Genomic DNA, 22,672 nt, shown 5'->3' on the forward strand with positions numbered 1-22,672 from the left:
AACTGAAAGCGCAGTATTAGTGGCTGCGCAATGTTTAAAGGAATGGAAGTAATGTCAGTTATTCGCAGTGTATTTAGTATTATTTTTTACACAATAAACACACTTTTTTGGTTTGTGCCTATTTTTGTTTGTGGGCTTATAAAGCTTATCCCTATTAAGCCTCTACAAAAGCTTATGAGCTGGGCAGCTAAGCAATTTGCAACTATTTGGGTTACCTTTAATAGCTTAAATCAAGCGTTATTCACGCCAACTAAACTTAATGTAACTGGCCTTGAAGACCTTAAACTAAAAGATTGGTACCTAGTAATTGCAAATCACCAAAGCTGGGTCGATATTTTAGTATTACAGCGCGTGTTTAATCGTAAAATTCCATTTTTAAACTTCTTTTTGAAAAAAGAGCTTATTTACGTGCCTATTTTAGGTTTATGTTGGTGGGCGCTTGATTTTCCGTTTATGACTCGCACGAGTAAAAGCCAATTAAAAAAGAATCCAAAGCTGCGTGGCAAAGATTTAGAAACCACACGTAAAGCCTGCGAAAAATTTAAAGAGATGCCAGTAAGTGTGGTTAACTTTGTAGAAGGCACTCGTTTTACTACGCAAAAGCATGAGCGCCAAAATAGTCCGTTCCCACATTTATTAAAACCAAAAGCGGGCGGTATTGCTTTTGTAATGCAAGCAATGGGCGAGCAAATTACTAAAGTGGTTAACGTCACCATTCATTACCCAGATGGTATTCCTACTTTTATGGATTTTGCTGGTGGTAAGGTAAAAAATATCAACGTACACGTGGAAGTAAGGCCAGTAAGCGCAGAGCTTATTGGTGACTACACAGGTGATTCTGAATTTAGAGTTCGCTTTCAAAGCGAGTTAAACCGCTTATGGGAAAACAAAGAGCAAACACTGCAATCGCTCGAAAAAACCCATAAGTAAAAGGTAAAAATATGAGCTTACAGTTATGCTAAAAAAGTGGTTACCAAATTGGCTTAACGGCTTAATTGTAGGCTGCGTATTGTTTTCTAACATGATACTTTTTGGCTCGCTAGTATTTGTACTGGGCCTTATTAAGTTATTACTGCCTTTGCCTGTGGTTAACTCTATATTACACAGCGCTTACCGAGGTTGGTGTAACGGCAACCGTTTAGGGCTTTGGTTAGGTTGCCCTAATATTGTGGTTGATATAAGTGGCGACTTAAACTCAAGAAGTTGGTATTTACTTATTTGTAACCACGCGAGTTGGTTAGATATAACTGTACTTAGCTCATTACATGCATTGCCTGCCCCTAAGTTCTTTTTAAAAGACGGGTTAAAATACATGCCTTTTATTGGCACTGGTGCGTGGGCTATGGGTATGCCGTTTATGAAACGGGTAAGCAAAGCGCAACTAGCTAAAAATCCAAAGTTGAAAGGGTTGGATGTAGAGCGCACCAAGCGTAGCTGTCGTAATTTTCGTCATCATCCTACTACCATCATTAATTTTGTTGAAGGTACACGCTATACGCCAGCCAAACATAATCTGCAACAAAGCCCTTTTAAGCATTTATTAAAGCCCAAAGCGGGTGGCATTGCTTTTGCGCTTGAAGTATTAGCCGATCAATTTGATGCCATGCTTAATACAAGTTTAGTATATAGCGGTAAGACAGATCACGTTTGTCGTAACTTGCTAAAAGGTGAGCTAGATTCTATTTATGTTTCAATAGACGTAACGCCCATTAATGACAATATGCAGGGCAGCTATCAAAGCGATGACGTATTTAAAGTTAATTTTCAACATTATGTGAATGAGCTATGGGTTGCTAAAGATCAGCAGCTTGCCGACATTTATGCTCAACAAGATTTACCTGAACCACAAATCAGTAAGGAAATTGAAACACTATGACCAACACCCATCTTCAGGAATTAATTGCTCCTTGGTTTGAAAAAGTACCCGACGCGGATTTTCTTAGCTCAATTACCGCAGTCTCAATAGGAATATTCTCTTTATTAATTGTTTACTTATTTACTCGTAGATTAATGTTACCTGGCATTCAAAAAATAGTGACGAGGCTTTCTCCTGAGCGAATTGGTGCGCTTTCTCCTATGCTTAATAAGCTAAATAAGCGTATTGCCGGAATGCTGTGCTGCGTATTGTTTTTAGCTACGTTTGATAGCGTATACCCAGTTAATGAAATTGCAGGAGAAATACTAAAAACGATAGGACAAGCTTTGCTTATTATTTATGCTGGTTTTATTTTTAGCAGTATTGTGAGCATTGCGGGTACTATTTATAACCAGTTAGAGTTTGCCCGCGAGGTCCCTATTCAGGGCTTAATTCAGGTTGTTAAGCTAATAACCTTTATTGTGTGTGCAATTTTAATTGTGAGCATTTTTCTTGAGAAGTCACCTACTTATATTCTCTCTGGCTTTGGTGCTATTGCTGCTGTTACGTTGTTAGTATTTAAAGACACTATTTTAGGCTTTGTAGCCAGTATTCAAATAGCAGCAAATCGCCTAGTAACCTATGGTGATTGGATTCAAGTAGAAAACTACGGCGCCGATGGCGAAGTAATTGATTTGGGTTTAAATACCGTAAAGGTACGTAACTGGGATAACACCATAACAACTATTCCAACTTATATGCTGGTAGCGGGTTCATTTAAAAACTGGCGCGGGATGCAAGAGTCGGGCGGTAGACGTATTAAACGCTCACTCAATATTGATATGCACAGTATTTGTTTAGTGGGTGATGAGTTTAGAAAACAAATTGATGCGGCTATTCCGCTGCACGACTATATTCGAGTGACGACATTACCTGCTCAGGTTTCTAATTTAGGGCTATTTCGTCGCTATGCTGAAGGCTATTTAAAACAGCACAGTAAAATTAATACGTCGCTTACGTTAATGGTACGAGAGCTACAACCACTAAACCATGGTTTACCTATTGAGTTTTATTGCTTTAGTGAAGACAAACGCTGGATTTCGTACGAGCATTTACAAGCCGAAATAATGGACCATTTACTTGCGGTATTACCCGTGTTTGGGCTTAGAGCGTATCAAAGTGTAAGTGGGCAATTAAGCCCACCGAGTGAGCAACAAACAGATAAGCCAACATTTAGAGTGATGGCAAATAGTGTTGCAAAAGACCCACAGCAATAAATAAAGCTAAGAGCCACCAAATAGGTGGCTTTTTAAATCGCAGCCATGCAAATGTAATTATTACTAACGCAACTTGCCAAAGGTTATGCACCGCTGATGTCCAAATTGGCGAATATAGTGCAGCCGCTAAAAAACCTACTACCGCGGCATTAAGCGCCGCTATTGAGCTTGCAAAACGTGGCTTACTTGCCAAGTTAATCCAGCTCTTTTGAAATGCGAGTATAAGTAAAAAACCAGGCATAAATATAAGCAGTGTAGCTATAAGAGCACCCACTAAAGGTTGTTCTGTAGTAAGTTGTGCGCCTAAGTAAGTAGCAATAGTAAACATAGGCCCAGGCACTGCTTGTGCACTCGCGTAAGCACTTAAAAACTGATCATCACTCAATGCTGGTACGCCAGCTTGAAGTACCGGCAGTACTACGTGTCCGCCGCCAAACACCATTGCACCCGCTTGGTAAAAAGGGGCAAACAAAGCAAACTCATGTCCTAGTGGAATAAAGCTAACACCCAGTAAGAGCGCAAATAATCCCAGTGCAATCCAATTAATATTACTTTTTGTACTGCTAACATTTTCTGTGGCTGTACCCAGTTTTAATAAAGGCCATATAGCACCTATTGTTGCAGCGGTTATTAAAATAGCGATTTGAGTTCCCATCATTGGAAATAACACCAAAGCAAGTGTACTCATTACAGCAAGTAACTTAAGCGCAGCACTTGTACAAAAGCTTTTAGCCATACTAAGTGTTGCATCAGCAACTATAACAACGGCAAATAACTTTAAGCCTGCAATAATAGCAAAGTAAACAGCGTCAAACTGATGAGCACTAACCGCAAGTAGCACCATTATTAAAAACGAAGGCAGAGTAAAACCTACAAAAGCAGCTATACCACCCAGTACTCCAGCACGCTCAACACCAATAGCGAAACTAACTTGGCTAGAGCCTGGCCCAGGCAGTGCTTGGCTTAAACTAATAAGTTGTGCGTAACGCGTGTTAGTTAACCAATTTAACGAGTCTACAAAGTGGCGTTTAAAATAACCTAAATGCGCAGCAGGGCCGCCAAAGCTCATACACCCTAGTAAAAAAAACTGTCTAAAAATAGCAATTAACATTGCGCCAATATCCTTTGTAAAATTCATTAAATTGTCACAGCGTAGTATGACATTTTTATTAAAATGACACATTAGTTTGAGGTCTGTTTAACAATCAAGCAAGATGCGTTGCTTTTAACACTCTCTTCATAGTTTGTTCATACATGTATTTGCATACTCTTGCTAAATTCTTAATGAATAGGGTATCACCATGACTTTAACTAAATCACTTTTAAGCGTAACCGTAGTAGCTGTATTACTTTCTGGTTGTGAAATGAATAACACAGGTAAAGGAGCCGCTATAGGCGCCGCAGCCGGAGGTGTATTAGGTAAGGCTACGGGTAATCATAAAGATAAACGTATTTTTATTGGTGCAGCTATTGGTGCACTGGCGGGCGCTGCTGTTGGCGACTACATGGATAAGCAAGAAGAAGCATTTCGTGATGAGTTAGCGGGTTCAGGTGTTGAAGTAGTGCGTGAAGGCGATAACTTACGTTTAGTAATGCCATCAAACATTACGTTTGCGACTGCTCAGTCTTATATTTCATCAGGCTTTAACGATACGTTAGATGCGATTGCTAAAGTAATGAACAAGTACGAAAAAACCTACCTTAGTGTGCAAGGGCATACTGACAGTACGGGTAAAGATAGCTTCAACATGAACCTATCGCGTGAACGCGCACAAAGTGTGAAAGACTACTTAGTGAACCAACAAATTATGGCTACACGTGTTAGCACTATGGGCTATGGCGAAACACGCCCAATTGCAACTAATGATAGTGCAAATGGCCGTGCTCAAAACCGTCGCGTAGAAATTCAGATAGTGCCAAATACCGAAGGTTAGGGTTCTTGAACCTTGCAAATTTAACCTTGAAAGGTCAACAGACCCTAATCCTTATTAAACTGTAATTCACACAGTTTTTGATACAACGGGTTACTTGCTAACAACTCTTGGTGAGTACCCGTTGCTATGATTTCCCCATTTTCCATTACTACAATTACATCGGCATGTTTTACCGTTGCCAGCCTATGGGCAATTATTAACGTTGTTCTGTTTTGCATTAAATGCTCAAGTGCAGCTTGTACATGGTGTTCGCTTTGCGCATCCAGCGCGCTGGTGGCTTCATCAAGAAGGAGTATTTCAGGGTCTTTTAATATAGCGCGTGCCAGTACAATACGCTGCTTTTGCCCACCCGATAACCTCACACCCTGCTCACCTAAAAAGCTGTTATAACCTTGCGGTAACTGTTTGATAAATTCATCGGCATGCGCATACTTTGCTGCGGCATATACTTGCTCATCGGTTGCACTTGGGTTGCCGTAGCGGATGTTATGCATTACGTCGGAGCTAAATAAAATAGGGTTTTGCGCTACCATGCCCATTTTATTACGCAGAGTATTAAGTGATAGGTCTTTAATGTTTACATCTTTAAACTTAATAGCTCCGCTAGCCGGATCGTAAAAACGTTGTAGCAATTCAAATAACGTTGTTTTACCTGCGCCAGAAGGGCCAACAATTGCCACGGTTTGGCCTTGATTTATATTTAGGCTTATTTTATTAAGTGCACTTACATCGGGGCGTGAAGGGTAGTTAAAGCTAATATTTTCAAGTGCAATTGCGGGGCTGCTACTCTCTTGCAGTAAATTACTATCTTGTGGATTTAATGGGTTTTCTATCTCACTTTTAACGGCAAGTAACTCAAGCAGCCTTGCTGCCGCGCCTGCTGCGCGTTGTAGTTCGCCATATACTTCAGCAACGGTTGCCACCGACATTGCCACCATAATAGCGTAAAACACAAATGCACCTAACTCGCCGCCGGTCATAGTACCCGCAAGTACATCGTTACCACCGACCCAAAGCATTGCGCTAATGGCACTAAAGGTTAAAAAAATCACTACGGCTATTAAAAATGAACGTTGCTTAATGCGTTTTTTAGCTACGTTAAAGGCTTTTTCGGTCTCAAGTGCAAAAGCATGTTGCTCTTGTTCTTCATGGCTATAGCTTTGCACTACTTTAATATTTTGTATGATTTCGCCTGCATAGGTACTTATATCGGCAATGGCATCTTGGCTTGAGCTTGCTAGTTTGCGTACCTTGCGACCAAATATCATCATAGGGACAAGTACCAGCGGTACACAGGCAACAACTATTAAGGTGAGCTTCAAATTAGTAAACAACAACATAGCAAGTCCACCAATCAACATAAGTACACTGCGCAGTGCCATAGAAAATGATGAGCCGATAATTGATTGCAGTAATGTGGTGTCGGTGGTTAAACGCGACATAAGTTCGCCACTGCGGTTTTCTTCAAAGTAGCTAGGGTGTAGCGTAACAATACGATTAAACACCGCTTTTCGAATATCGTTACTGACTCGCTCGCCAATCCACGACATTAAATAAAAACGGCTAAAGGTACCTATCGCTAATAAGCTGATTAAGCCAATGAGCACCAGTACAGCTTGTTGTAATTGATCTTTGGAGCCTGCAATAAACCCATGATCAATAACAAACTTAACCCCCTGACCTAGTGATAAGTTAACACCCGCAGTCACTAACAGTGCAGCTAGCGCAGCTACTACCATCCATTTGTAAGGTTTTATAAAAGCAAAAACAGGTAATAGGCTGCTAAAAGCTGCTTTTTCGGATGCAGAGGTGTTTTTTGACATAGTAGATTCTTTTTAAAGGTTAAGGTATAGATATGGCATCATCGGATTAAAAATCAATAGTATTAAATATCATCAATAAGGAATTGTTATGACAACAAAAATAATAAGCGGTGAATTTACAGTGGCTTTAGCGCCTATTGAAGGTTATGCCAAAGGGCAGCAAGGCATTACCTTAGGGCGCATGTCGATTGATAAAACATTTAGTGGTGACTTAAATGCTACAGGCCAAGGCGAGATGCTTAGCGCAATGACGCCAACCCAAGGCAGTGCGGGTTACGTGGCAATAGAGCAAGTGATAGGTGAGCTTGAAGGTAAGCAGGGCAGTTTTGTACTGCAACACTTTGGCACTATGAATAAAGGCCAAGACAATCTTATTTTAAATGTTACTCCTGATTCAGGCACAAATGAGCTAAAAGGGTTAACTGGCAGTATGAAAATACGCATTGAGCAGGGCATTCACTATTACGACTTTGACTACCGCTTATAAAATGGATAACAAACAATGCAAAAAATAGTAGAATTTAAAAAGCGTGGCTTTTTCAGTAACGGCATTGATGTAGATGCTTTGAATGAGCGCGTATACCACTTAAATCAAGAAGGTTGGAAAGTAATAAGTATAAATACCGCGACTGCTTTTCAAGGCCAAATAACGGCCTATATATTATTAATAGAAAACGATGAACTATAAGGATAAGAATGACATTAGCAGCATGGTTTAGTTTAGTACTTGTATGCATGATGGGTGCAATGTCGCCAGGCCCAAGCCTTGCAGTTGTGTTAAAGCATACAATGAGTGGCGGAATGAAAAACGGCATGCTTGCAGCGCTTAGTCATGGCCTAGGCGTTGGGCTTTATGCGGCAGCTTCATTACTTGGTTTAGGGGCATTAATGGCTCAGTTTCCAACGGTATACCAAGTGCTTGTATATTTGGGCGCTGGGTATCTAGCCTATTTAGGTTTAAAAATACTATTAGCAAAACCCAATAATGACGAACTGCAAGTACAAAAAAGTGAGATAAGTGCAGTTAAAGCATTACAAGATGGCTTTGCCATTGCCTTTTTGAACCCCAAGCTCGCTATTTTCTTTTTAGCGTTGTTTTCGCAGTTTATAGACCCGCAAAATCTCACTTTAAGCATTGGCATTATTATGTGCTTAACCGTGTTTGTAATTGATACAGGTTGGTATTTACTAGTTGCAGTACTTACTGAGGTTTCAAAAAATCGCTTTGGTTTTACTAAGCAGAACCCATGGCTTGATAAAATACTGGGGGTTGTGTTTATTGCTCTTGCTATAAAAGTCGTTATTAGTTTGTAAGATTGAGTAGAGATTATTGAAGTTTGCAGAGTGTATTTTTAGTTATATAGATAAAGGATTAAAACAATGACAAAACATATTTTAAAAAGTGCATCTTTCGACCCGAAGGTTCAGCAATACTGGATGCTAATGGCCGCTTTTTTTAGTGTACTAGCGCTGGTGACTATTCCGTTGTTACCCATTGTTTTAGCGATTGTATGGCTGGTGGGCGGGCGAATACTCGCAGCTATGTCGGCTGACTTATTACCACAAAAATTGGTAGTTAAACGTGGCATATTATTTAAAGAAGAAAAATCTATTCCGCTTGAAAAAATAACCGATGTTGGATTAAGCCAAGGGCCGCTCATGCGAATTTTTGGATTATATCGTTTAAGCTTTGAAACGGCAGGGCAGTCAGGAAATGGTGCTTTAGTGTCTTTGCTTGGTGTGGTTAATGCGAGTGAGTTTAGAGAGGCGATACTTGAGCAAAAAGATGTATTGGCTAATCAAGGTAAAACGTCGCAGCAGGCAACAGAGCAAAGTGAGAAAGAGCTACTAAGAGCGCTGACTTATAGTGTAAAAAATATAGAACAAATGCTACTTGTTTTACTTGATGAAAAACAACAAAAGTAATTTACCTTTAAGTATAGGTAGAGCGCTTATAAGGATGTTTTTATGAATACGGATATAAAAAATATATTTAATAATCATCCTGAGGCAGCTAAAAGTACGCTTATACAATTACGAGAGCTAATTTATACCGTAGCACAAGAGCAAAACTTAGGAGCTGTTGAAGAGTCTTTAAAGTGGGGAGAGCCAAGTTATAACACAATAAATGGTAGCCCCATTCGCGTAGGCTTTAAGGGCTCATCGTGTTATTTGTTTTTTCATTGCCAATCAAAGCTAGTAAGCACATTTAGAGAGTTGTACTCTCATAATCTTATCTTTGAAGGAAATAGAGCAATAGTGTTAAATAGTGAAAAGCCATTACCAGAACACCCAGTTAAAGAGTGTATTAAATTAGCACTGACTTATCACAGCGTTAAACACCTACCTTTGTTAGGCGCATAATTATAAGTACTTAGTAGATACTTAAAATACGCTACATATTTGGTTTGCGTCACAGGTAATAACAGTCACGTTTTCATAACCCACACGCGTTAATGCTTCTGCTCCCAACGTTGCGCGTGCACCACTTGCGCAGTGCACGTAAATAGGGCGAGCTGCGTCTTTTTCTATTTCCATTAGTTTCATCTCGAGTAATCCACGCGGAATATTTATAGCGCCGGCAGCCGATTTTGTCGCGTGCTCTGCAGGTTCTCGCACATCAATAAGTAAACCTTTATTTTGTTCAAGCTCGAGTTTTGCTTGCGCTGCGTCAATACGGCGTTGGTTAGGTGTGATAATTTTTAGTAAGTCAGGGATTGATGTAAGCATTAGTTTGTAAATCCTCTTTTTCTTAAAAAAGACATTAATGAGTGCTACTTGGTATAAGTAGGTTGAATTGAGTTAATACTTATAAATAACGTTAAAAACTGAAAGTTACTTTATATAAAGTAACTTAATAGTGCGGATACTGCTACAGCACTTCCGCCGATTAATAAAATGGCATCGGTAGTTTCATGGTCATCTTAATATTAGTAAAACCTAATGTTAATTACATTAGAACTTACTAATGTAAAAGTCTATACTTAAAAAGGTATCAAAAAGAGAAATAATAAAATGAATATTGAACAACTAGCTGTCAACGCAGAGCAAGCCGAACAGTTTTTAAAATTAATGGCTAACAAAAATCGCTTAATGATTTTATGTAGTTTATTACAAGGTGAGCAAAGTGTAGGTGAGCTAAATAAAAATGTACCTTTAGCACAGTCAGCGTTATCTCAGCATTTAGCAAGTTTACGCAAGGCAGATATGGTTGCTACTCGCAGAGAAGGGCACACTATTTATTACTCATTGACCGATCCAAAAGTTGAGTCGATCATTGCTTTGCTATATGAGTGGTTTTGCCGACAAGAAAATACTAAATAAATGTAGCTATTTCATCGAGTGATTTTTTATCCAGTGCATGAGCCGGTATTGTTGCATCATCACTTGGGTAGCCTGCAATAAGTAGCATGTATGGGCGTTCATTATCTCTATCGCGACCACATATGTCGGTTAAAAAGCTCATTGGCTTTGGAGTATGAGTAAGGGTTGCCAAACCACTGCGGTGCAAAGCTTGAATTAAAAAGCCGGTAGCTAAACCAACAGACTCATGCACATAATAATTCGTATTTTTATCATCGGTGCTTACACCGCCCTTTTTTTGACTAAATACAGCTATAAGCCAAGGTGCATGCTCTAAATAAGGTTTATTGGCGTCGGTACCTAACGGCTTTAGCGCATCTAACCATTCTTCACCTGCTCGTCCTTCGTAAAAAGAACGCTCTAATTTTTCGGCCGCTTCTCTTATTTGTTTTTTTACATCACTGCTGTTTATAGCCACAAAATGCCAAGGCTGATGATTTGCACCACTAGGTGCTGTACCTGCTGCCTTTATACATGTCTCAATAATATTTTTTGGTACTGGGCGATCGCTAAAGCTGCGAATGCTATGGCGGCGTTGGCTGGTTTGTAAAAACTCGTTAGCGCGATTTAGCATTTCGTCGTGTGGGTATTCTATAAAGTCGTTTAATGGTTGGCTTTGGTGATCTTGCATGGCTTTTCGCTTCTTATAAAAAGTATATGTGGTTTTTATACCGAGTGAATACAGTGCAGGCAAGTGTTATGAGTTTAAATTATGTTTATTTGTTGTTACAAATTTAACCATCAAGTAACTTATGTTCCTATTTTCCTTGTGGTATAAAACATTATAAAAATAATTACTCATATTCAAGGAAGTAAAAATGCTATCAATAACTGGGTTATCTAAAACCTACGATAACGGCGTACATGCACTACAAGGTGTTGATTTATCTATCGGTAAAGGGATGTTTGGATTGCTTGGGCCAAATGGCGCAGGTAAGTCATCGCTAATGCGTACCATTGCAACACTGCAGTCGGCTGATTCAGGTTCAATTACTTTTGATGGTATTGATGTATTTAAAGACCCACAGGCACTGCGTCAACGCTTAGGTTACTTACCACAAGATTTTGGTGTGTACCCGCGTGTTAGTGCTTACGACTTACTGGACCATATGGCTGTTTTAAAGGGTATTCATAATAAAGCAGAGCGTAAAGAGTCGGTTGAAGGATTACTTGCGCACACTAATTTATATCAACATCGCTCAAAAGCCGTAAGTGGCTTTTCGGGCGGTATGCGCCAGCGTTTTGGTATTGCACAAGCCTTACTAGGTGACCCCGACTTACTAATCGTTGATGAACCAACAGCGGGGCTAGACCCAGAGGAACGTAATCGTTTTCATAACTTGTTAGTAAGCTTAGGCGAGCAAAAAGTAGTTATATTATCGACCCACATTGTTGAAGATGTAGCAGAGCTTTGCCCAAACATGGCGGTGTTGGCTGGCGGTAAGATTTTACTCGAAGGCAACCCAATCGCGCTTACCGATAAACTGCAAGGACAAATTTGGCGCAAAGCCATGAGCCAAGAAGAAGCGCAAGAACTTGAGCCGCAATTACCGGTTATTTCTAAGCGCCTATTTGCAGGGAAAACAATTTTACATGTAATAGCAGAGCAAGCCCCACAAGGGTTTGAAGCAAGTAATGCAAATTTAGAAGATGTGTATTTTTCTACTCTGCTTAATCATCGTAACAGCCAAGTAGCATAAGGAGGCGTTATGTTTTTTAATATGCTCGCGTTTGAGCTGCGTTATTTCGCGCGTCAGCCTTCGTTCTATGTCACCTCGTTAATCTTTTTTTTGATGGCGTTTTTTATAAGCTCTAGCAGTAAATTTCCACTTGGTGGGGCGAATGTTCATATGAACTCGCCTTTCTCTATTATGCTTTTAACCGTTACATTTTGTACGTTTGCGATGTTTTTAGTGGTTAACTTTGTTGCCAGCTCTGCTATTCGCAACAGTGAAAGCAAAATGGATGAGCTGGTTTTTAGTAAGCCTGTTAATCCTGTGCCTTATCAAGCAGGGCGTTTTTTTGGTTCTTACTTAGTTGTACTTATTGTGTTTTTAAGCGTGCCATCGGGTGTGTTTTTAGGGTCGCAATTTGGTTTATTAGTTGGCTGGCTCGATGGCGAATTGATTGGTCCTAATAAGCTAATGTACTACGCTGCGCCTTATCTTTATTTAGCAGTGCCAAGTTTACTGGTGCTTTCGGCTATTTTTAATAGTGTAGCGGTCTATTTTAAAACCATGATGTCGGTGTATGTAGCAGCTGTTGTGATTTTTATAGCCTATCAAATTGCCGGCGTTTACTTTGATGATTTAGCATTTAGAAATATTGTTGTTTACGCCGACCCATTTGGTTCTGGTTCGTTAATTGATTTAACACGTTATTGGACTGTAAATGATAAAAACACAGAAGTGCTAACGCTCACAGGTGACCTTTTAGTTAACCGTATATTGTGGGTGGCAATCAGTGTTGCAATGTTTTTTGGCCTTGGAAAGCTAAGCAATCGCATAGTAACTAAAAAACAGAAGAAGCAATTTAAAGTCTCTGCTTTTGTACAAAATAAACAAGCTGCACTTATCAATAGTGCTAAAAATTATAAATCAGCGGGGGTTAGTACTAAATCTCAGCTAATAATGCGCAGTATATTCGAACTTAAACAAGTTATATTTAGTGCTCCTTTTATGATTTTAGCGGGTGTAAGCATTGTAACGCTTATGATCCCTCTGTTTGCGCCTATTGGTGCTTATGGCACTACTAACTGGCCTTTAACTCAGAATATGGTAAATGTTATTAGTGGTATTTCCGGTTTATTTTTGTTTGTTATTATCGCTTTTTATAGTGCTGAGCTAGTGTGGCGAGAGCGACAAAGTGGCATGGGCGATATTGTTGACAGCTTTCCTGTACATAACAGTGTTTTTTGGGTGTCAAAAATACTGGCTTTAATCGCCGCTATTTCTGGGTTGTTTCTAGTGGGAATGATACTCACAATTACAGTTCAGTTATTTAAAGGTCAATTTAATTTAGAGCTAGGACAGTATTTATTTAGGATTGTTTATTTATCGATTTTACCGTTAATTATGCTGACGGTACTCGCCTTCTTTTTACAAATTATTAGCCCGAATAAATATGTAGGAATGGGCTTGTTTATTTTGTATTACATAGCGCAAAAAGTAATGGGTTCTTATGGGTTTGAGCACCATATGTATCACTTTTCGCAAAGCAGTAGCGTACCGTATTCTGATATAAATGGTTATGGGCACTTTTTACAAGGCGCGCATTGGTACACATTATATTGGGGTGCGTTAAGTCTTGTTTTAGCGATTGTTGGGTTTGCGTTATGGCATCGTGGTCCTTCACAAACGCTGCGCACACGCCTGTCTATGCTTCGTTATAATATGTCGTTAAAAGGGCAAGCGGTTGCGGTTATTAGTGCATTAGTGTTTGTTGGTGCAGGCTACAATATTTATAACAACACGCGAGTTTTGAATGAGTTTACTACGAGCGATGAGTTTCAAGACAAGCAAATAAGTTATGAGCAGCAGTTTGCACAATACAAAGACTTAGCACTACCTATGGTGACCGATGTTGACTTAACTGTTGATATTTTTTCAAAAAAGCGTGCTTTAAGTGCTGTGGCAAAAATTAAATTTACCAATACATCTAACGAGCCAATTACGCGAGTGTTAATAAGCTCACCTCAACACGCTAAAAGTTGGGATGTAGCCATGGCAGGCGGTAAGATAGTTGAAAAATTACCAGCGTTTTATTCAGCATGGTTTGAGTTTGAGCAGCCGCTTATGCCAAACGAAGTAAGAGAAGGGCAGCTGTCGGTTACTCGCGATCACAAAGGCTTTACTGATCAAGGTTCTGATACACAATTAGTTGCCAATGGCACTTTTATTAATAACTTGGAACTCCTTCCTAGCTTTGGTTATAGCCGTGGTTTACAGGTAGCTGATAAATTTGAACGCCGTAAGCATGATTTACCAGAACTTGAACGTGCCCATAAGCTAGAAGACAGTCAGTACTATACACAAAGTGATTTTGGTGCAGCTAATGGGTTTATTAACTTTAAGGCAACGGTAACAACCGACGAGTCGCAATTTGCTATTACCCCAGGGTATTTACAAAGTGAAAGTGTAAAAGACGGGCGCCGCACTTTTGTTTATGAAATGGATGCGCCTATTTTAAACTTTTATGCGGTGCTTTCGGCTGAACTTGAAAGTAAAAAGGTTGAGCATAATGGGGTAAATATTGAGGTGTATTACCACAAAAATCATGCATGGAATATTGACCGTATGATTGAGTCAGTACAAGACTCGATAGATTACTTTACACAAGCATTTGGGCCATATCAGCATAAACAGCTACGTATAATTGAATTTCCTAAGTATCGCTCGTTTGCACAAAGTTTTGCCAATACAGTCCCTTACTCAGAAAGCATGGGGTTTATTACAGACTTAAGAGATGAGAGTAAAGTTGACTACCCTTACTATGTTACCGCACATGAAGTAGCGCACCAGTGGTGGGGACATCAAGTGTCGGGAGCGAATGTTGAGGGCAGTGCCGTTATTTCAGAAACGCTTTCACAGTATAGTGCGCTTATGGTGCTTGAGAAACGCTTTGGCGCAGAGAAGCTACGTAAGTTTTTAAAATATGAGCTTGATAGGTACTTAATAGGGCGTACAGGGGAAGCCTTTGAAGAAATGCCACTATATAAAACACAGTCGCAACAATATCTTCATTACAATAAAGGATCAGTTGTGATGATGGCGATTTATGATCGTTTAGGTGAAAAACGTTTAAATGATGCACTCAAAGCATTTTTAAATGAATTTCAGTACCAATCAACACCATACCCAACTACGCTTGATTTACTTAGCTATTTAAAACAAGACGCAACGCAAGCTGAACAAAGCTTTATTGACGATCAGTTTAAATATATCACCTTGTATGAGCTTGAGATGAAAGATGTTTCAGTTACAGATAGCGTTGATAGTGATGGCTTTTATAGCGTTACGCTAAACATTGAAGCCATTAAACAGCGTGCGGATGGCCAAGGTGAAGAAACTGAACAGCCGCTCGATGAGCTAATTGATATTGCATTATTTAGCGACGACCCTGAAAACTTACTAGCTGAAGACTTTGTTATTTACTCGCAAAAGCATCAAATAGTGTCTGGTACCAATACTATTGAGCTAAAAGTAAAAGAAAAACCATTATTTGCGGGGGTAGATCCTTACATTAAGCTGGTCGACAAAGACAGTAAAAATAATTTAGCTAAATTCTAACGTCTATTTATTTACTAACCTAAACTAACTACTTTAAGGGCCGCATTTATGCGGCCTTTATGTGTAATAAACTGTATAAAACTTCATAGCGTTTCTACATATTCCCCACAGCTTTTTACGCTAATATTATATGTTCTCTTATAAAGTTACCTTACTGGTATTTAGTTTATAAGGAAGAGTATGAAACCATTAATTATAGGGGCGATAGCATTAAGCCTCAGTGCTTGTTCTGCGGTAACCATTCAGCCACAGGCAACAGCAAAAGTAACGAGCCAAGCTAATTTCGAAGATAGCCGCCCATTTTATTTATGGGGATTAGTGGGTGAGCAGCGGGTAGACGTAAAACAAATATGTTCAAATACACCGGTTATTCAAATGCAGTCACAACAAACGTTTAGTGATGGAGCGCTGAGTTTAATTACGCTTGGAATATACTCGCCCCATACCATTAAAGTGTGGTGCCAAGAGCAAATACTAGGGGAGACATTATGAGCATCAAGCTATTTGCAGCCGGTTGCACACTGATTATTTTAACGGGGTGTACAAATATTTACTTTGATAACGGTATACAGAGCAAAGTAAGCAATAAAACGCTAAAAAGCTCACAGTGGCATCATAATTTTGCACTTGCGTTGTACGAGGGATCAGAGCCGTTAGATTTAACAACACATTGCCCACAAGGGGAGTGGCAAAGCGTTCATACGTATAAATCGTTTACTAATGGTTTAGCTGAGGTGGTTGTGAATCAAATCAGCCCAGCTTGGTACCCTAAAACAGTAGAAGTACAATGTAATAAGGTACCATTTAAAGCTAAATAATTATTTAAAATAGTTATTCGTAACGCAGTGCATCTATAGGGTTTAGTCTTGCTGCTTTAATAGCAGGGGCTAAACCAAATATAATCCCAATCATTGATGTAAATCCGAACGATAGTATTACAGCCCATGCTGGTATATATGCATCAGGCATACTAGGGACTAAAAACGAAATAAGCCCTGCGGCGCCATATCCTATAATGAGTCCTATTAAACCACCAAAGAGTGAAAGCACAACGGCTTCAACTAAAAACTGCAGCATAATAAAACCAGGTGTTGCGCCTAGTGCTTTTAATGTACCAATAACGCGTGTGCGTTCAGTTACCGACACTAGCATTATATTCATAACACCAATACCGCCAACAAGTAAGCTTATTCCAACAATACCAGCAGTAATAGCAGTAGCACTGCTGGTAAATTTATCTATTTGGGCACGAGATTTTTCAGCGGTTTCAAATTCAAAGTCGTTTTCATCTTTCTCTTTTAGTTTATGTAGTTGGCGCAATACACGGGTTATTTTTGCAAGCACTTGTTCTTCGTTAGTATCTTCATTCAGTCTAAACATAATTTGCACATTAGTTTGTGTACTTCCGCCTTCTAAAGCACTCATGGTACTAATTGGAATATTAATGTAATCGTCTTGGTCAAAACCAAATAAGCTACCTTGTTTTTCAGCAACGCCAATAATTCTAAACCATTCACCACCTAGCTTTATATATTCACCTACTGGGTTTTCAGGAAGGTTTAGCTTTTCTATGATTGAAGGGCCGATAAATGCGACCCTTCTTCGCTTATCATCGTCCTCAGCACGAATAAAGCGACCAAGTTCAGGATAAGTACGATACGCTTTTTGATAGTCTTGCTCAGTACCGATAACACGCGATGAATGGCTTTTATTTCCATACTCAGCTCCCCCCGAAAAGCGCCAGGTAAACATTAGGGCAGTTAGCGTTTCAGCTTCTTTTATACGCGACTTTAAAGCTAAAAAATCGTCGTAGGTAAGCTTGGCATTTTTGCCAACCATTTCGAGTTCAATACTGGTGTAAGGCTTTATTGTTGTTACATCTGGCGACATATCAGCAAGTTGATCGTTTATTTGCTTTGTAAAACCCTGCATTACTGCAACTACAGTAACTACGGCGGCAACACCAATAATAATGCCCAAGCAAGTCAGTGCGCTGCGCATTGCATTAGCTTTAATAGCTGAAAAAGCGGCTTTAGTGCCTTCCATTATGGCAAGAGCTGATTTAAACATGTTGCTTGATTCCTTCATCTTTAGTTACATCACTTACCACTTTACCGTCCACTAAACGAATTACGCGTTGGCAATGATCGGCAATTTCTTGCTCATGTGTTACTAAAATAATAGTGTGACCTTCGTTATGCAGCTCATCAAACAAATCCATAATTTCGCGGGTTGTTTTACTATCAAGATTACCTGTGGGTTCATCTCCTAATAATATATGTGGTTTTGTGACTAAAGCGCGGGCAATAGCAACACGTTGACGTTGCCCACCCGATAGCTGGCTAGATAAATGATTAACTTTATCACCGAGACCTACCCGCTTTAGTGCTTCTAGAGCTTGTTGCTTGCGTTGTTTACTAGGAATAAAGCGATATACTAAAGGCTGCATTACATTTTCTAGTGCGGTTGCACGTGGTATTAAGTTAAAGCTTTGAAATATAAACCCGACACTTTCATTACGCTGATGAGCAAGCTCTGTCTCGGTCATACTTTTTACTAGTTTATCTTTTAAGTAGTATTCGCCACTGCTGGGTGTATCTAAACAGCCTAGTAAGTTCATTAAGGTCGACTTGCCTGAACCAGAAGGTCCTATAATCGCCACGTATTCGTTTTGCATTATATGTACGTTTACATCATCAAGTGCCTTAAATACCTCTGAGCCCATTTTGTATTGTTTATTAATATGCTCTAGCTTGATTACCGCAGACATTAGGCTTCTTCCTTGTCTGCATCTGATTTAAGTTTTACCACATCACCTTCAGTCAGAAGACTTACTGGGCGCGCAGGGCCAATAACTATTTTGTCGCCCTCATTTAAGCCGTCAGTAATTGCTTGCTCTATATCAGATGATATTCCAACAGTTACGGCAATTTTGCTAACTGTGTTGTCACTATTTAGTCGCCATACAAATGTTTTATCGTCCTCTTTTTGGATTGCTTCTATTGGAAGTTTTAAACCGTTTTCGGCAATGCTTGTTGCGATCTCTGCTCTACAACTCATTCCTGCATATAGCTGGCGCTCAGTAGTATCGAGTAATACTTTTACTTTAAATGATAAACCTTGAGAGCCGGCTTGGTTTTTAGCTGAAGTACCAATATTGATTACTGTGCCGCTAAATGGTTTATTAGGGTATGCGGCCGCATAAATATTCGCTTTTTGGTTAAGCTTAATACTCGCAATGTCGGTTTCATCAACACGCAGCTCGGCTAAAATAGCGCTAGGATCGGCTACTAACATCAAATCAGAACCAATAATATTAGTAGTACCGGCTATAACGGTTTCACCTTCTTTAATATTTACAGATGCAAGCAAGCCGCTCATTGGAGCTCTAAATACACTTTTACTTAAGCGATCTTGCGCAATTTGTAGTGACGCTTGTGCTTGGTTGTACGACTCTATTCGTGATTCAATATCGATTTTAGCCAGATCGCGTGCGCTCTCAATGTTCTCGTAGCTCTCTTGATTACCTAAACCGACATCGTATAAGTCTTTTTGTCTTTTAAGTTGGCGCTCTAGATTAGTAAGGCGTGTTCTACTATGTTTAATTTCAATCTCTGTGGCGCGAAGGATTGCTTTACTACGGGTAACTTCTGATTCAAAAGCAGTTGTATCAAGGCGCATTAACATGTCACCTTGTTTCACTCCTTGGCCTTCTTGAACAAATATTTTATCGACTCGGCCTGTCACTTCAGAGCGTAATTGCACTTGTGTATTAAAAACTAAATTACCTGAAGCCATTATTGAGTCAGTAATGTCGCCAAGCTCTACTTGAGCAATATTTACTTCGGCTTGTTTTTCATCGCCAGAAATTTGCTTTGACACAATTAGGGCTATAAATGCGCCTACAGCGAGTGTGATGATTATTGCTTTTTTCATTTTTATCTATCCGTGAATTAAGTAATGCGGAGGCAATACATACCCCCATCTAGTGGTTACATTGCTGCAATGACTGCCCAAATACCAAAAATAATGATTGAAGGAAGTGCAGAGAATAGGAGTGCTTTGTTAGTTGAAAAATTAGTCCAGCATTTTAAGCCGATCATTCCCAGTGCAATGCTCCAAAAGCTAAATAAGTTTATTGATTCTAATAAGCTATAAAAAGGATGACCAATTTCAAGTCCTATTATTAATTGGTTAATAGATGCGTAGCTAAATACGGCTTGTTGAGATATTTGATCTGTACTTGCACTTAGTACAAGAGCAATTGTGCCTAGGCTTGAAATAACAACTGGCATCATTGTCCAGGTAGAGAATCCATACCAAGCTCCGTAGCTATGTTCTGATTCAGGATCTTGTTTAGCCACAAGCATATAATAAAGTGCCATGAGTGCATTCATGATAGCCAGCGCAATTACGCCGCCAAACAGAGCAAACCAAATTTGGTTTTCTGCATTTAGCTCTATACTTTGACGAATTGCTTTTTGCTCGCCAATTGTTGCATCTATACTTGATGCTGCTACTTGCTCATTAATCAAAAACTGCATATCAACACTAGAGTAAAAAATATAAACACTAGCGATACTAGCAAGGGTAATACATATAAATGCTAACCATGACCAACCTTTGGCGTGTTCAACACCATTGAAAGCTTTACTAGGATTTATATAAATATCGAGTAGGGCGCTAAAAGCGTTAGGTGATTTCATTATTATTCCTTTATACCTATTTTATGGCTAGGCAGTTATAAATGCCCAGTGACTAAGTAATAGAATAAAGGAAAATGTATGTATTGTTTTTATTCAATTGTAACGGTTTGTTAACAGATGTGAGGGGTCTTGTTCAAAAACGAGAAAAGGGCCAAAAGGCCCTTCGTGTCGCAGCAAGTAACACATTCTTTCTTATAAATTAAAGTCTACAGAATAAGCAACGTAAGCTTTAATATCTGAATCATCCATATCTGTATCAGATAAACCAAAAGTGAAACCATCTTTCGAAATTGATACACCGTAATCTAGAATATTGTCATCGCCAATAAAGTCACCAGAGTAGTGGCCTAAGTGAAGTGCCATTTCAGTGCCGTTACTGCCAACAGCAAAACCGTAATCAGCTGTTAGGTAAAGTGAATCACCAAAGTCTGTACCATCACCACTTGCAGCTGATGTTGCAAGTACTGAAGCACCAAATGTAAAGCCTTCAACACTGATGCTACCGTAAATTTCAGAGAAATCTGCGTCAGCCTCAGAAGCGGCATCTGGGTAAGCGTAATAAATATAGCCAACATCGTAGCTAACGCTTTCGTTAATGTCGCCACCAAAGCCTGCGTATAAATCAAGCTCATAGGTCATTTCATCTGCCCACGATGCATTTGAAGCCCAAGTACCTGCATAAAAGCCCGATTCATTGGCGTAATCAATACCGCCTGAAATAGCTGCATCGCCCCCAGTTTGCTCTTGACCACGCCATAAGTAGTTTGATGTTGCCGCTGCGTTTGCTGTTACTTCAGCATGTACGGCTGTTGACGTTAAAGATGTTGCGCCCATTAATGCTATAGCACTGATAGCGATGGTTTTTTTTAGTTTTAGCATGTCCATTTCCCGTTATATGATTTTTGCTCGCCAAGGTTTTTATTATGTAATCTGAACCTTTAGGCTGACGGCTTTTTATTGTTTAACTAACGGGATAATTGCACTGTATGTGCCAGCTTCATTATTTTTTATTAAAAATTATTTTTTATTTATTAAAAACATGAGCTTGAATTTTATGAATAGGATGGGGATATAACATGAAGGAAGATGTTGCGCACATTGCTGGTGCATAAATTAACCTAGCCGCACCATAAAAGTACGGCTAAATTAGAAGATTTTAACCGAATATAGTGCGCATAAGGCTAATTGTTTCGTTTACGCTGCGACCTTTTTGTACTTCACTCACAATTGAATCACGTTTACTGCGAATGTGTTCAGGAATATCGTCAGCAGCAAGAGCACGGTCTACTAATATTTCTGCAGACTCTTTACCTCTACGCTGAGTTTTACCTGTTGTAGTTGTAGTACGTTTAGGCTTGGTTAGCAGTTTAATGTAGTTAGAGTTATCTGGTGTTTTAGCATCAGCGTAGTGAAAGAAACATGGAATTAATGCTTTAATAGCAACCAATTGTTCTTCTAACTCGTTACTAGGTTTAGCCATTTTGTACCATGACATAGCTTGAATACCTTTTACGATATCTTGCCAGTAACGCTCAAAATCACTATTTTTAAGTTTAGAAACACCAAGGGCACCACATAATGCATCTAATCGATTATTTGTAATCGGAGTAAATAAATCAGGGCGACGCATTGCAAGCAGTCGTGTTGCAGGCGCAAGTGTTGGTTTTTCGTTGTTGTCGGTGAATATTTTTGAATAAGCAGCAACAAATTGTTGATATTCGTATTGAGTAATATCACCTTCAAGTGGAATATTCACTAGTGCATCGTCAAAAGCACCTGGTAAATCACCAAGCATTTGATGGAAGCTCTTTGCACTCTTTGTAGATGCAAACCATTCAACGTCAAAGTTGTATGTGCTTGGATCAAGTGATGCCATGTGCTTACCGCTAAACGCAAGTAAGTCTTCAGGAATCATATCTTTAAGAGATTGTTCACGAATGCTTTTAATGTAGTCTACCAAACGAAGCTGTTCATCAAGTGCAATAACATCTTTGTGTTGTTCTACAAATACACTTACAACAGGCCACGGAGCAATACGTAAAGTTTTAACCTGTAAAAAGCTGATAGCTGAAATAAGCTGATCGTGTAGCTTCTTAAGTACTGGTAACTGCTGTGACTCTAGTAAATCGTAGTTCATACGATCTCTGCTTGCACTTAGCAATTCGTAACACCAAGGTAAAAAATCATCAGGGTGGTTTTCTACTTTCACGGCCATAAGGTTAAGGCTTAACTCTGAAGATTGCTTCAGAATGTTCTGATAGATTTGATTTTCTTGTTCGCCTAGCGTCATTTTTGACGGTGAAATTAGCAGTTTTTTCATGCCTTGTAGAATCTCCGGTTTAGATATATATTTTTTTGCTGGTCTATTTTAGCGCAATTACGCTAATAACAACAGCGCTGTCCTCCATACGTTGTAATTGAAGTGA

General features: G+C 39.4%; 24 protein-coding genes. 14 read left to right on the forward strand and 10 right to left on the reverse strand.

The genetic code is table 11. The features are described 5' to 3' along the window. The first annotated feature begins 51 nt into the window (after positions 1 to 51). Genes yihG (AAEY68_RS14725) through AAEY68_RS14735 form a run of 3 tightly spaced genes read left to right on the forward strand, consistent with a single transcriptional unit; the run spans position 52 to position 3,132 of the window. Positions 52 to 930, forward strand: a complete 879-nt coding sequence (gene yihG / locus AAEY68_RS14725; RefSeq protein ID WP_010554936.1) for a 1-acylglycerol-3-phosphate O-acyltransferase, YihG family — start codon at positions 52 to 54, stop codon at positions 928 to 930. 25 nt (positions 931 to 955) lie between these two features. Further along, entirely contained in the window at positions 956 to 1,876 is a 921-nt protein-coding gene (yihG, locus tag AAEY68_RS14730; RefSeq protein WP_350586247.1) for a 1-acylglycerol-3-phosphate O-acyltransferase, YihG family, read from the forward strand. Beyond that, positions 1,873 to 3,132, forward strand: coding sequence for a mechanosensitive ion channel family protein (locus tag AAEY68_RS14735; protein ID WP_024608077.1), 1,260 nt, complete (start codon positions 1,873 to 1,875; stop codon positions 3,130 to 3,132). Before yihG (AAEY68_RS14730) ends, AAEY68_RS14735 begins: the two co-directional genes overlap by 4 nt. Here the strand turns inward: AAEY68_RS14735 and chrA are convergent. Next, positions 3,089 to 4,243: a chromate efflux transporter gene (gene chrA, locus AAEY68_RS14740; RefSeq protein WP_010554934.1), complete on the reverse strand. Its 1,155-nt coding sequence runs from the start codon at positions 4,241 to 4,243 to the stop codon at positions 3,089 to 3,091. The two genes, AAEY68_RS14735 and chrA, sit on opposite strands and share 44 nt — an antisense overlap. A gap of 190 nt (positions 4,244 to 4,433) precedes the next feature. Between chrA and AAEY68_RS14745 the strand changes: the two genes are divergently transcribed. After that, the gene (locus AAEY68_RS14745) at positions 4,434 to 5,066 is read left to right on the forward strand and encodes a YiaD family glycine zipper/OmpA-like lipoprotein (protein ID WP_007584604.1); all 633 of its coding nucleotides are present in this window, start codon (positions 4,434 to 4,436) and stop codon (positions 5,064 to 5,066) included. Positions 5,067 to 5,110: 44 nt separating this feature from the next. Here the strand turns inward: AAEY68_RS14745 and AAEY68_RS14750 are convergent, their stop codons facing one another. Next, on the reverse strand, positions 5,111 to 6,889 hold the full coding sequence (locus AAEY68_RS14750; RefSeq protein WP_350586250.1) for an ABC transporter transmembrane domain-containing protein: 1,779 nt from the start codon (positions 6,887 to 6,889) through the stop codon (positions 5,111 to 5,113). Between the two features lie 88 nt (positions 6,890 to 6,977). Between AAEY68_RS14750 and AAEY68_RS14755 the strand changes: the two genes are divergently transcribed. The 5 genes from AAEY68_RS14755 to AAEY68_RS14775 all read left to right on the forward strand — a co-directional run bounded on the left by AAEY68_RS14755 (position 6,978) and on the right by AAEY68_RS14775 (position 9,253). Then, positions 6,978 to 7,376 (forward strand): DUF3224 domain-containing protein, encoded by a 399-nt coding sequence (locus tag AAEY68_RS14755; protein ID WP_024594276.1) that lies wholly within the window; start codon positions 6,978 to 6,980, stop codon positions 7,374 to 7,376. A 15-nt stretch (positions 7,377 to 7,391) separates the two neighbouring features. Continuing rightward, positions 7,392 to 7,577, forward strand: a complete 186-nt coding sequence (locus AAEY68_RS14760) for a hypothetical protein (protein WP_024594275.1) — start codon at positions 7,392 to 7,394, stop codon at positions 7,575 to 7,577. Positions 7,578 to 7,585: 8 nt separating this feature from the next. Beyond that, positions 7,586 to 8,203, forward strand: a complete 618-nt coding sequence (locus tag AAEY68_RS14765) for a LysE family translocator (RefSeq protein WP_024594274.1) — start codon at positions 7,586 to 7,588, stop codon at positions 8,201 to 8,203. Positions 8,204 to 8,269: 66 nt separating this feature from the next. Beyond that, positions 8,270 to 8,815: a PH domain-containing protein gene (locus AAEY68_RS14770; protein ID WP_024594273.1), complete on the forward strand. Its 546-nt coding sequence runs from the start codon at positions 8,270 to 8,272 to the stop codon at positions 8,813 to 8,815. 42 nt (positions 8,816 to 8,857) lie between these two features. Beyond that, positions 8,858 to 9,253: a DUF1801 domain-containing protein gene (locus AAEY68_RS14775; protein ID WP_024591371.1), complete on the forward strand. Its 396-nt coding sequence runs from the start codon at positions 8,858 to 8,860 to the stop codon at positions 9,251 to 9,253. A 21-nt stretch (positions 9,254 to 9,274) separates the two neighbouring features. Here the strand turns inward: AAEY68_RS14775 and AAEY68_RS14780 are convergent, their stop codons facing one another. Beyond that, positions 9,275 to 9,619: a rhodanese-like domain-containing protein gene (locus AAEY68_RS14780; RefSeq protein ID WP_024591370.1), complete on the reverse strand. Its 345-nt coding sequence runs from the start codon at positions 9,617 to 9,619 to the stop codon at positions 9,275 to 9,277. Between the two features lie 285 nt (positions 9,620 to 9,904). Here AAEY68_RS14780 and AAEY68_RS14785 point away from each other — a divergent pair, with 285 nt between their 5' ends. Continuing rightward, the gene (locus AAEY68_RS14785; RefSeq protein ID WP_010554926.1) at positions 9,905 to 10,213 is read left to right on the forward strand and encodes an ArsR/SmtB family transcription factor; all 309 of its coding nucleotides are present in this window, start codon (positions 9,905 to 9,907) and stop codon (positions 10,211 to 10,213) included. On the opposite strand, the gene AAEY68_RS14790 is transcribed toward AAEY68_RS14785, so the two are convergent. After that, positions 10,206 to 10,883, reverse strand: coding sequence for a nitroreductase family protein (locus tag AAEY68_RS14790; protein ID WP_024594272.1), 678 nt, complete (start codon positions 10,881 to 10,883; stop codon positions 10,206 to 10,208). The two genes, AAEY68_RS14785 and AAEY68_RS14790, sit on opposite strands and share 8 nt — an antisense overlap. Positions 10,884 to 11,070: 187 nt before the next feature. On the opposite strand from AAEY68_RS14790, the gene AAEY68_RS14795 reads away from it, so the two are divergent. The 4 genes from AAEY68_RS14795 to AAEY68_RS14810 all read left to right on the forward strand — a co-directional run bounded on the left by AAEY68_RS14795 (position 11,071) and on the right by AAEY68_RS14810 (position 16,358). Further along, positions 11,071 to 11,952, forward strand: a complete 882-nt coding sequence (locus AAEY68_RS14795) for an ABC transporter ATP-binding protein (RefSeq protein WP_007584623.1) — start codon at positions 11,071 to 11,073, stop codon at positions 11,950 to 11,952. A 9-nt stretch (positions 11,953 to 11,961) separates the two neighbouring features. Then, entirely contained in the window at positions 11,962 to 15,540 is a 3,579-nt protein-coding gene (locus tag AAEY68_RS14800; RefSeq protein ID WP_024594271.1) for an ABC transporter permease/M1 family aminopeptidase, read from the forward strand. 180 nt (positions 15,541 to 15,720) lie between these two features. Further along, positions 15,721 to 16,032, forward strand: coding sequence for a Bor family protein (locus AAEY68_RS14805; protein ID WP_024594270.1), 312 nt, complete (start codon positions 15,721 to 15,723; stop codon positions 16,030 to 16,032). Further along, positions 16,029 to 16,358 (forward strand): Bor/Iss family lipoprotein, encoded by a 330-nt coding sequence (locus AAEY68_RS14810; RefSeq protein WP_024594269.1) that lies wholly within the window; start codon positions 16,029 to 16,031, stop codon positions 16,356 to 16,358. Before AAEY68_RS14805 ends, AAEY68_RS14810 begins: the two co-directional genes overlap by 4 nt. A gap of 13 nt (positions 16,359 to 16,371) precedes the next feature. Here AAEY68_RS14810 and AAEY68_RS14815 read toward each other — a convergent pair whose 3' ends face one another. The 6 genes from AAEY68_RS14815 to AAEY68_RS14840 form a co-directional block, all read right to left on the reverse strand. Further along, positions 16,372 to 17,610, reverse strand: coding sequence for an ABC transporter permease (locus AAEY68_RS14815; RefSeq protein ID WP_024594268.1), 1,239 nt, complete (start codon positions 17,608 to 17,610; stop codon positions 16,372 to 16,374). Continuing rightward, positions 17,603 to 18,310 carry an ABC transporter ATP-binding protein gene (locus tag AAEY68_RS14820; RefSeq protein WP_024594267.1) on the reverse strand — a complete coding sequence of 236 codons (708 nt, stop codon included), beginning with the start codon at positions 18,308 to 18,310 and terminating at the stop codon, positions 17,603 to 17,605. The genes AAEY68_RS14815 and AAEY68_RS14820 overlap by 8 nt, the downstream gene beginning before the upstream one ends. After that, positions 18,310 to 19,476 (reverse strand): efflux RND transporter periplasmic adaptor subunit, encoded by a 1,167-nt coding sequence (locus tag AAEY68_RS14825; protein ID WP_024594266.1) that lies wholly within the window; start codon positions 19,474 to 19,476, stop codon positions 18,310 to 18,312. The genes AAEY68_RS14820 and AAEY68_RS14825 overlap by 1 nt, the downstream gene beginning before the upstream one ends. A 56-nt stretch (positions 19,477 to 19,532) precedes the next feature. Then, the gene (locus AAEY68_RS14830) at positions 19,533 to 20,246 is read right to left on the reverse strand and encodes a YIP1 family protein (RefSeq protein ID WP_024594265.1); all 714 of its coding nucleotides are present in this window, start codon (positions 20,244 to 20,246) and stop codon (positions 19,533 to 19,535) included. 192 nt (positions 20,247 to 20,438) lie between these two features. Then, positions 20,439 to 21,125: a TorF family putative porin gene (locus tag AAEY68_RS14835; RefSeq protein ID WP_024591363.1), complete on the reverse strand. Its 687-nt coding sequence runs from the start codon at positions 21,123 to 21,125 to the stop codon at positions 20,439 to 20,441. A 277-nt stretch (positions 21,126 to 21,402) separates the two neighbouring features. Then, positions 21,403 to 22,566 (reverse strand): hypothetical protein, encoded by a 1,164-nt coding sequence (locus AAEY68_RS14840; protein WP_024594264.1) that lies wholly within the window; start codon positions 22,564 to 22,566, stop codon positions 21,403 to 21,405. Positions 22,567 to 22,672: the final 106 nt, after the last annotated feature.

Origin of the sequence: Pseudoalteromonas sp. RB2-MNA-CIBAN-0110 (assembly GCF_040309305.1) — a bacterium.
In the GTDB taxonomy this organism is placed as follows: domain Bacteria; phylum Pseudomonadota; class Gammaproteobacteria; order Enterobacterales; family Alteromonadaceae; genus Pseudoalteromonas; species Pseudoalteromonas arctica.

Coding starts and splice junctions, on each gene's coding strand:
- yihG (WP_010554936.1), top strand. CDS start 52: ATGTCAGTTATTCGCAGTGTATTTAGTATTATTTTTTACACAATAAAC.
- yihG (WP_350586247.1), top strand. CDS start 956: ATGCTAAAAAAGTGGTTACCAAATTGGCTTAACGGCTTAATTGTAGGC.
- AAEY68_RS14735 (WP_024608077.1), top strand. CDS start 1,873: ATGACCAACACCCATCTTCAGGAATTAATTGCTCCTTGGTTTGAAAAA.
- chrA (WP_010554934.1), bottom strand. CDS start 4,243: ATGTTAATTGCTATTTTTAGACAGTTTTTTTTACTAGGGTGTATGAGC.
- AAEY68_RS14745 (WP_007584604.1), top strand. CDS start 4,434: ATGACTTTAACTAAATCACTTTTAAGCGTAACCGTAGTAGCTGTATTA.
- AAEY68_RS14750 (WP_350586250.1), bottom strand. CDS start 6,889: ATGTCAAAAAACACCTCTGCATCCGAAAAAGCAGCTTTTAGCAGCCTA.
- AAEY68_RS14755 (WP_024594276.1), top strand. CDS start 6,978: ATGACAACAAAAATAATAAGCGGTGAATTTACAGTGGCTTTAGCGCCT.
- AAEY68_RS14760 (WP_024594275.1), top strand. CDS start 7,392: ATGCAAAAAATAGTAGAATTTAAAAAGCGTGGCTTTTTCAGTAACGGC.
- AAEY68_RS14765 (WP_024594274.1), top strand. CDS start 7,586: ATGACATTAGCAGCATGGTTTAGTTTAGTACTTGTATGCATGATGGGT.
- AAEY68_RS14770 (WP_024594273.1), top strand. CDS start 8,270: ATGACAAAACATATTTTAAAAAGTGCATCTTTCGACCCGAAGGTTCAG.
- AAEY68_RS14775 (WP_024591371.1), top strand. CDS start 8,858: ATGAATACGGATATAAAAAATATATTTAATAATCATCCTGAGGCAGCT.
- AAEY68_RS14780 (WP_024591370.1), bottom strand. CDS start 9,619: ATGCTTACATCAATCCCTGACTTACTAAAAATTATCACACCTAACCAA.
- AAEY68_RS14785 (WP_010554926.1), top strand. CDS start 9,905: ATGAATATTGAACAACTAGCTGTCAACGCAGAGCAAGCCGAACAGTTT.
- AAEY68_RS14790 (WP_024594272.1), bottom strand. CDS start 10,883: ATGCAAGATCACCAAAGCCAACCATTAAACGACTTTATAGAATACCCA.
- AAEY68_RS14795 (WP_007584623.1), top strand. CDS start 11,071: ATGCTATCAATAACTGGGTTATCTAAAACCTACGATAACGGCGTACAT.
- AAEY68_RS14800 (WP_024594271.1), top strand. CDS start 11,962: ATGTTTTTTAATATGCTCGCGTTTGAGCTGCGTTATTTCGCGCGTCAG.
- AAEY68_RS14805 (WP_024594270.1), top strand. CDS start 15,721: ATGAAACCATTAATTATAGGGGCGATAGCATTAAGCCTCAGTGCTTGT.
- AAEY68_RS14810 (WP_024594269.1), top strand. CDS start 16,029: ATGAGCATCAAGCTATTTGCAGCCGGTTGCACACTGATTATTTTAACG.
- AAEY68_RS14815 (WP_024594268.1), bottom strand. CDS start 17,610: ATGTTTAAATCAGCTCTTGCCATAATGGAAGGCACTAAAGCCGCTTTT.
- AAEY68_RS14820 (WP_024594267.1), bottom strand. CDS start 18,310: ATGTCTGCGGTAATCAAGCTAGAGCATATTAATAAACAATACAAAATG.
- AAEY68_RS14825 (WP_024594266.1), bottom strand. CDS start 19,476: ATGAAAAAAGCAATAATCATCACACTCGCTGTAGGCGCATTTATAGCC.
- AAEY68_RS14830 (WP_024594265.1), bottom strand. CDS start 20,246: ATGAAATCACCTAACGCTTTTAGCGCCCTACTCGATATTTATATAAAT.
- AAEY68_RS14835 (WP_024591363.1), bottom strand. CDS start 21,125: ATGCTAAAACTAAAAAAAACCATCGCTATCAGTGCTATAGCATTAATG.
- AAEY68_RS14840 (WP_024594264.1), bottom strand. CDS start 22,566: ATGAAAAAACTGCTAATTTCACCGTCAAAAATGACGCTAGGCGAACAA.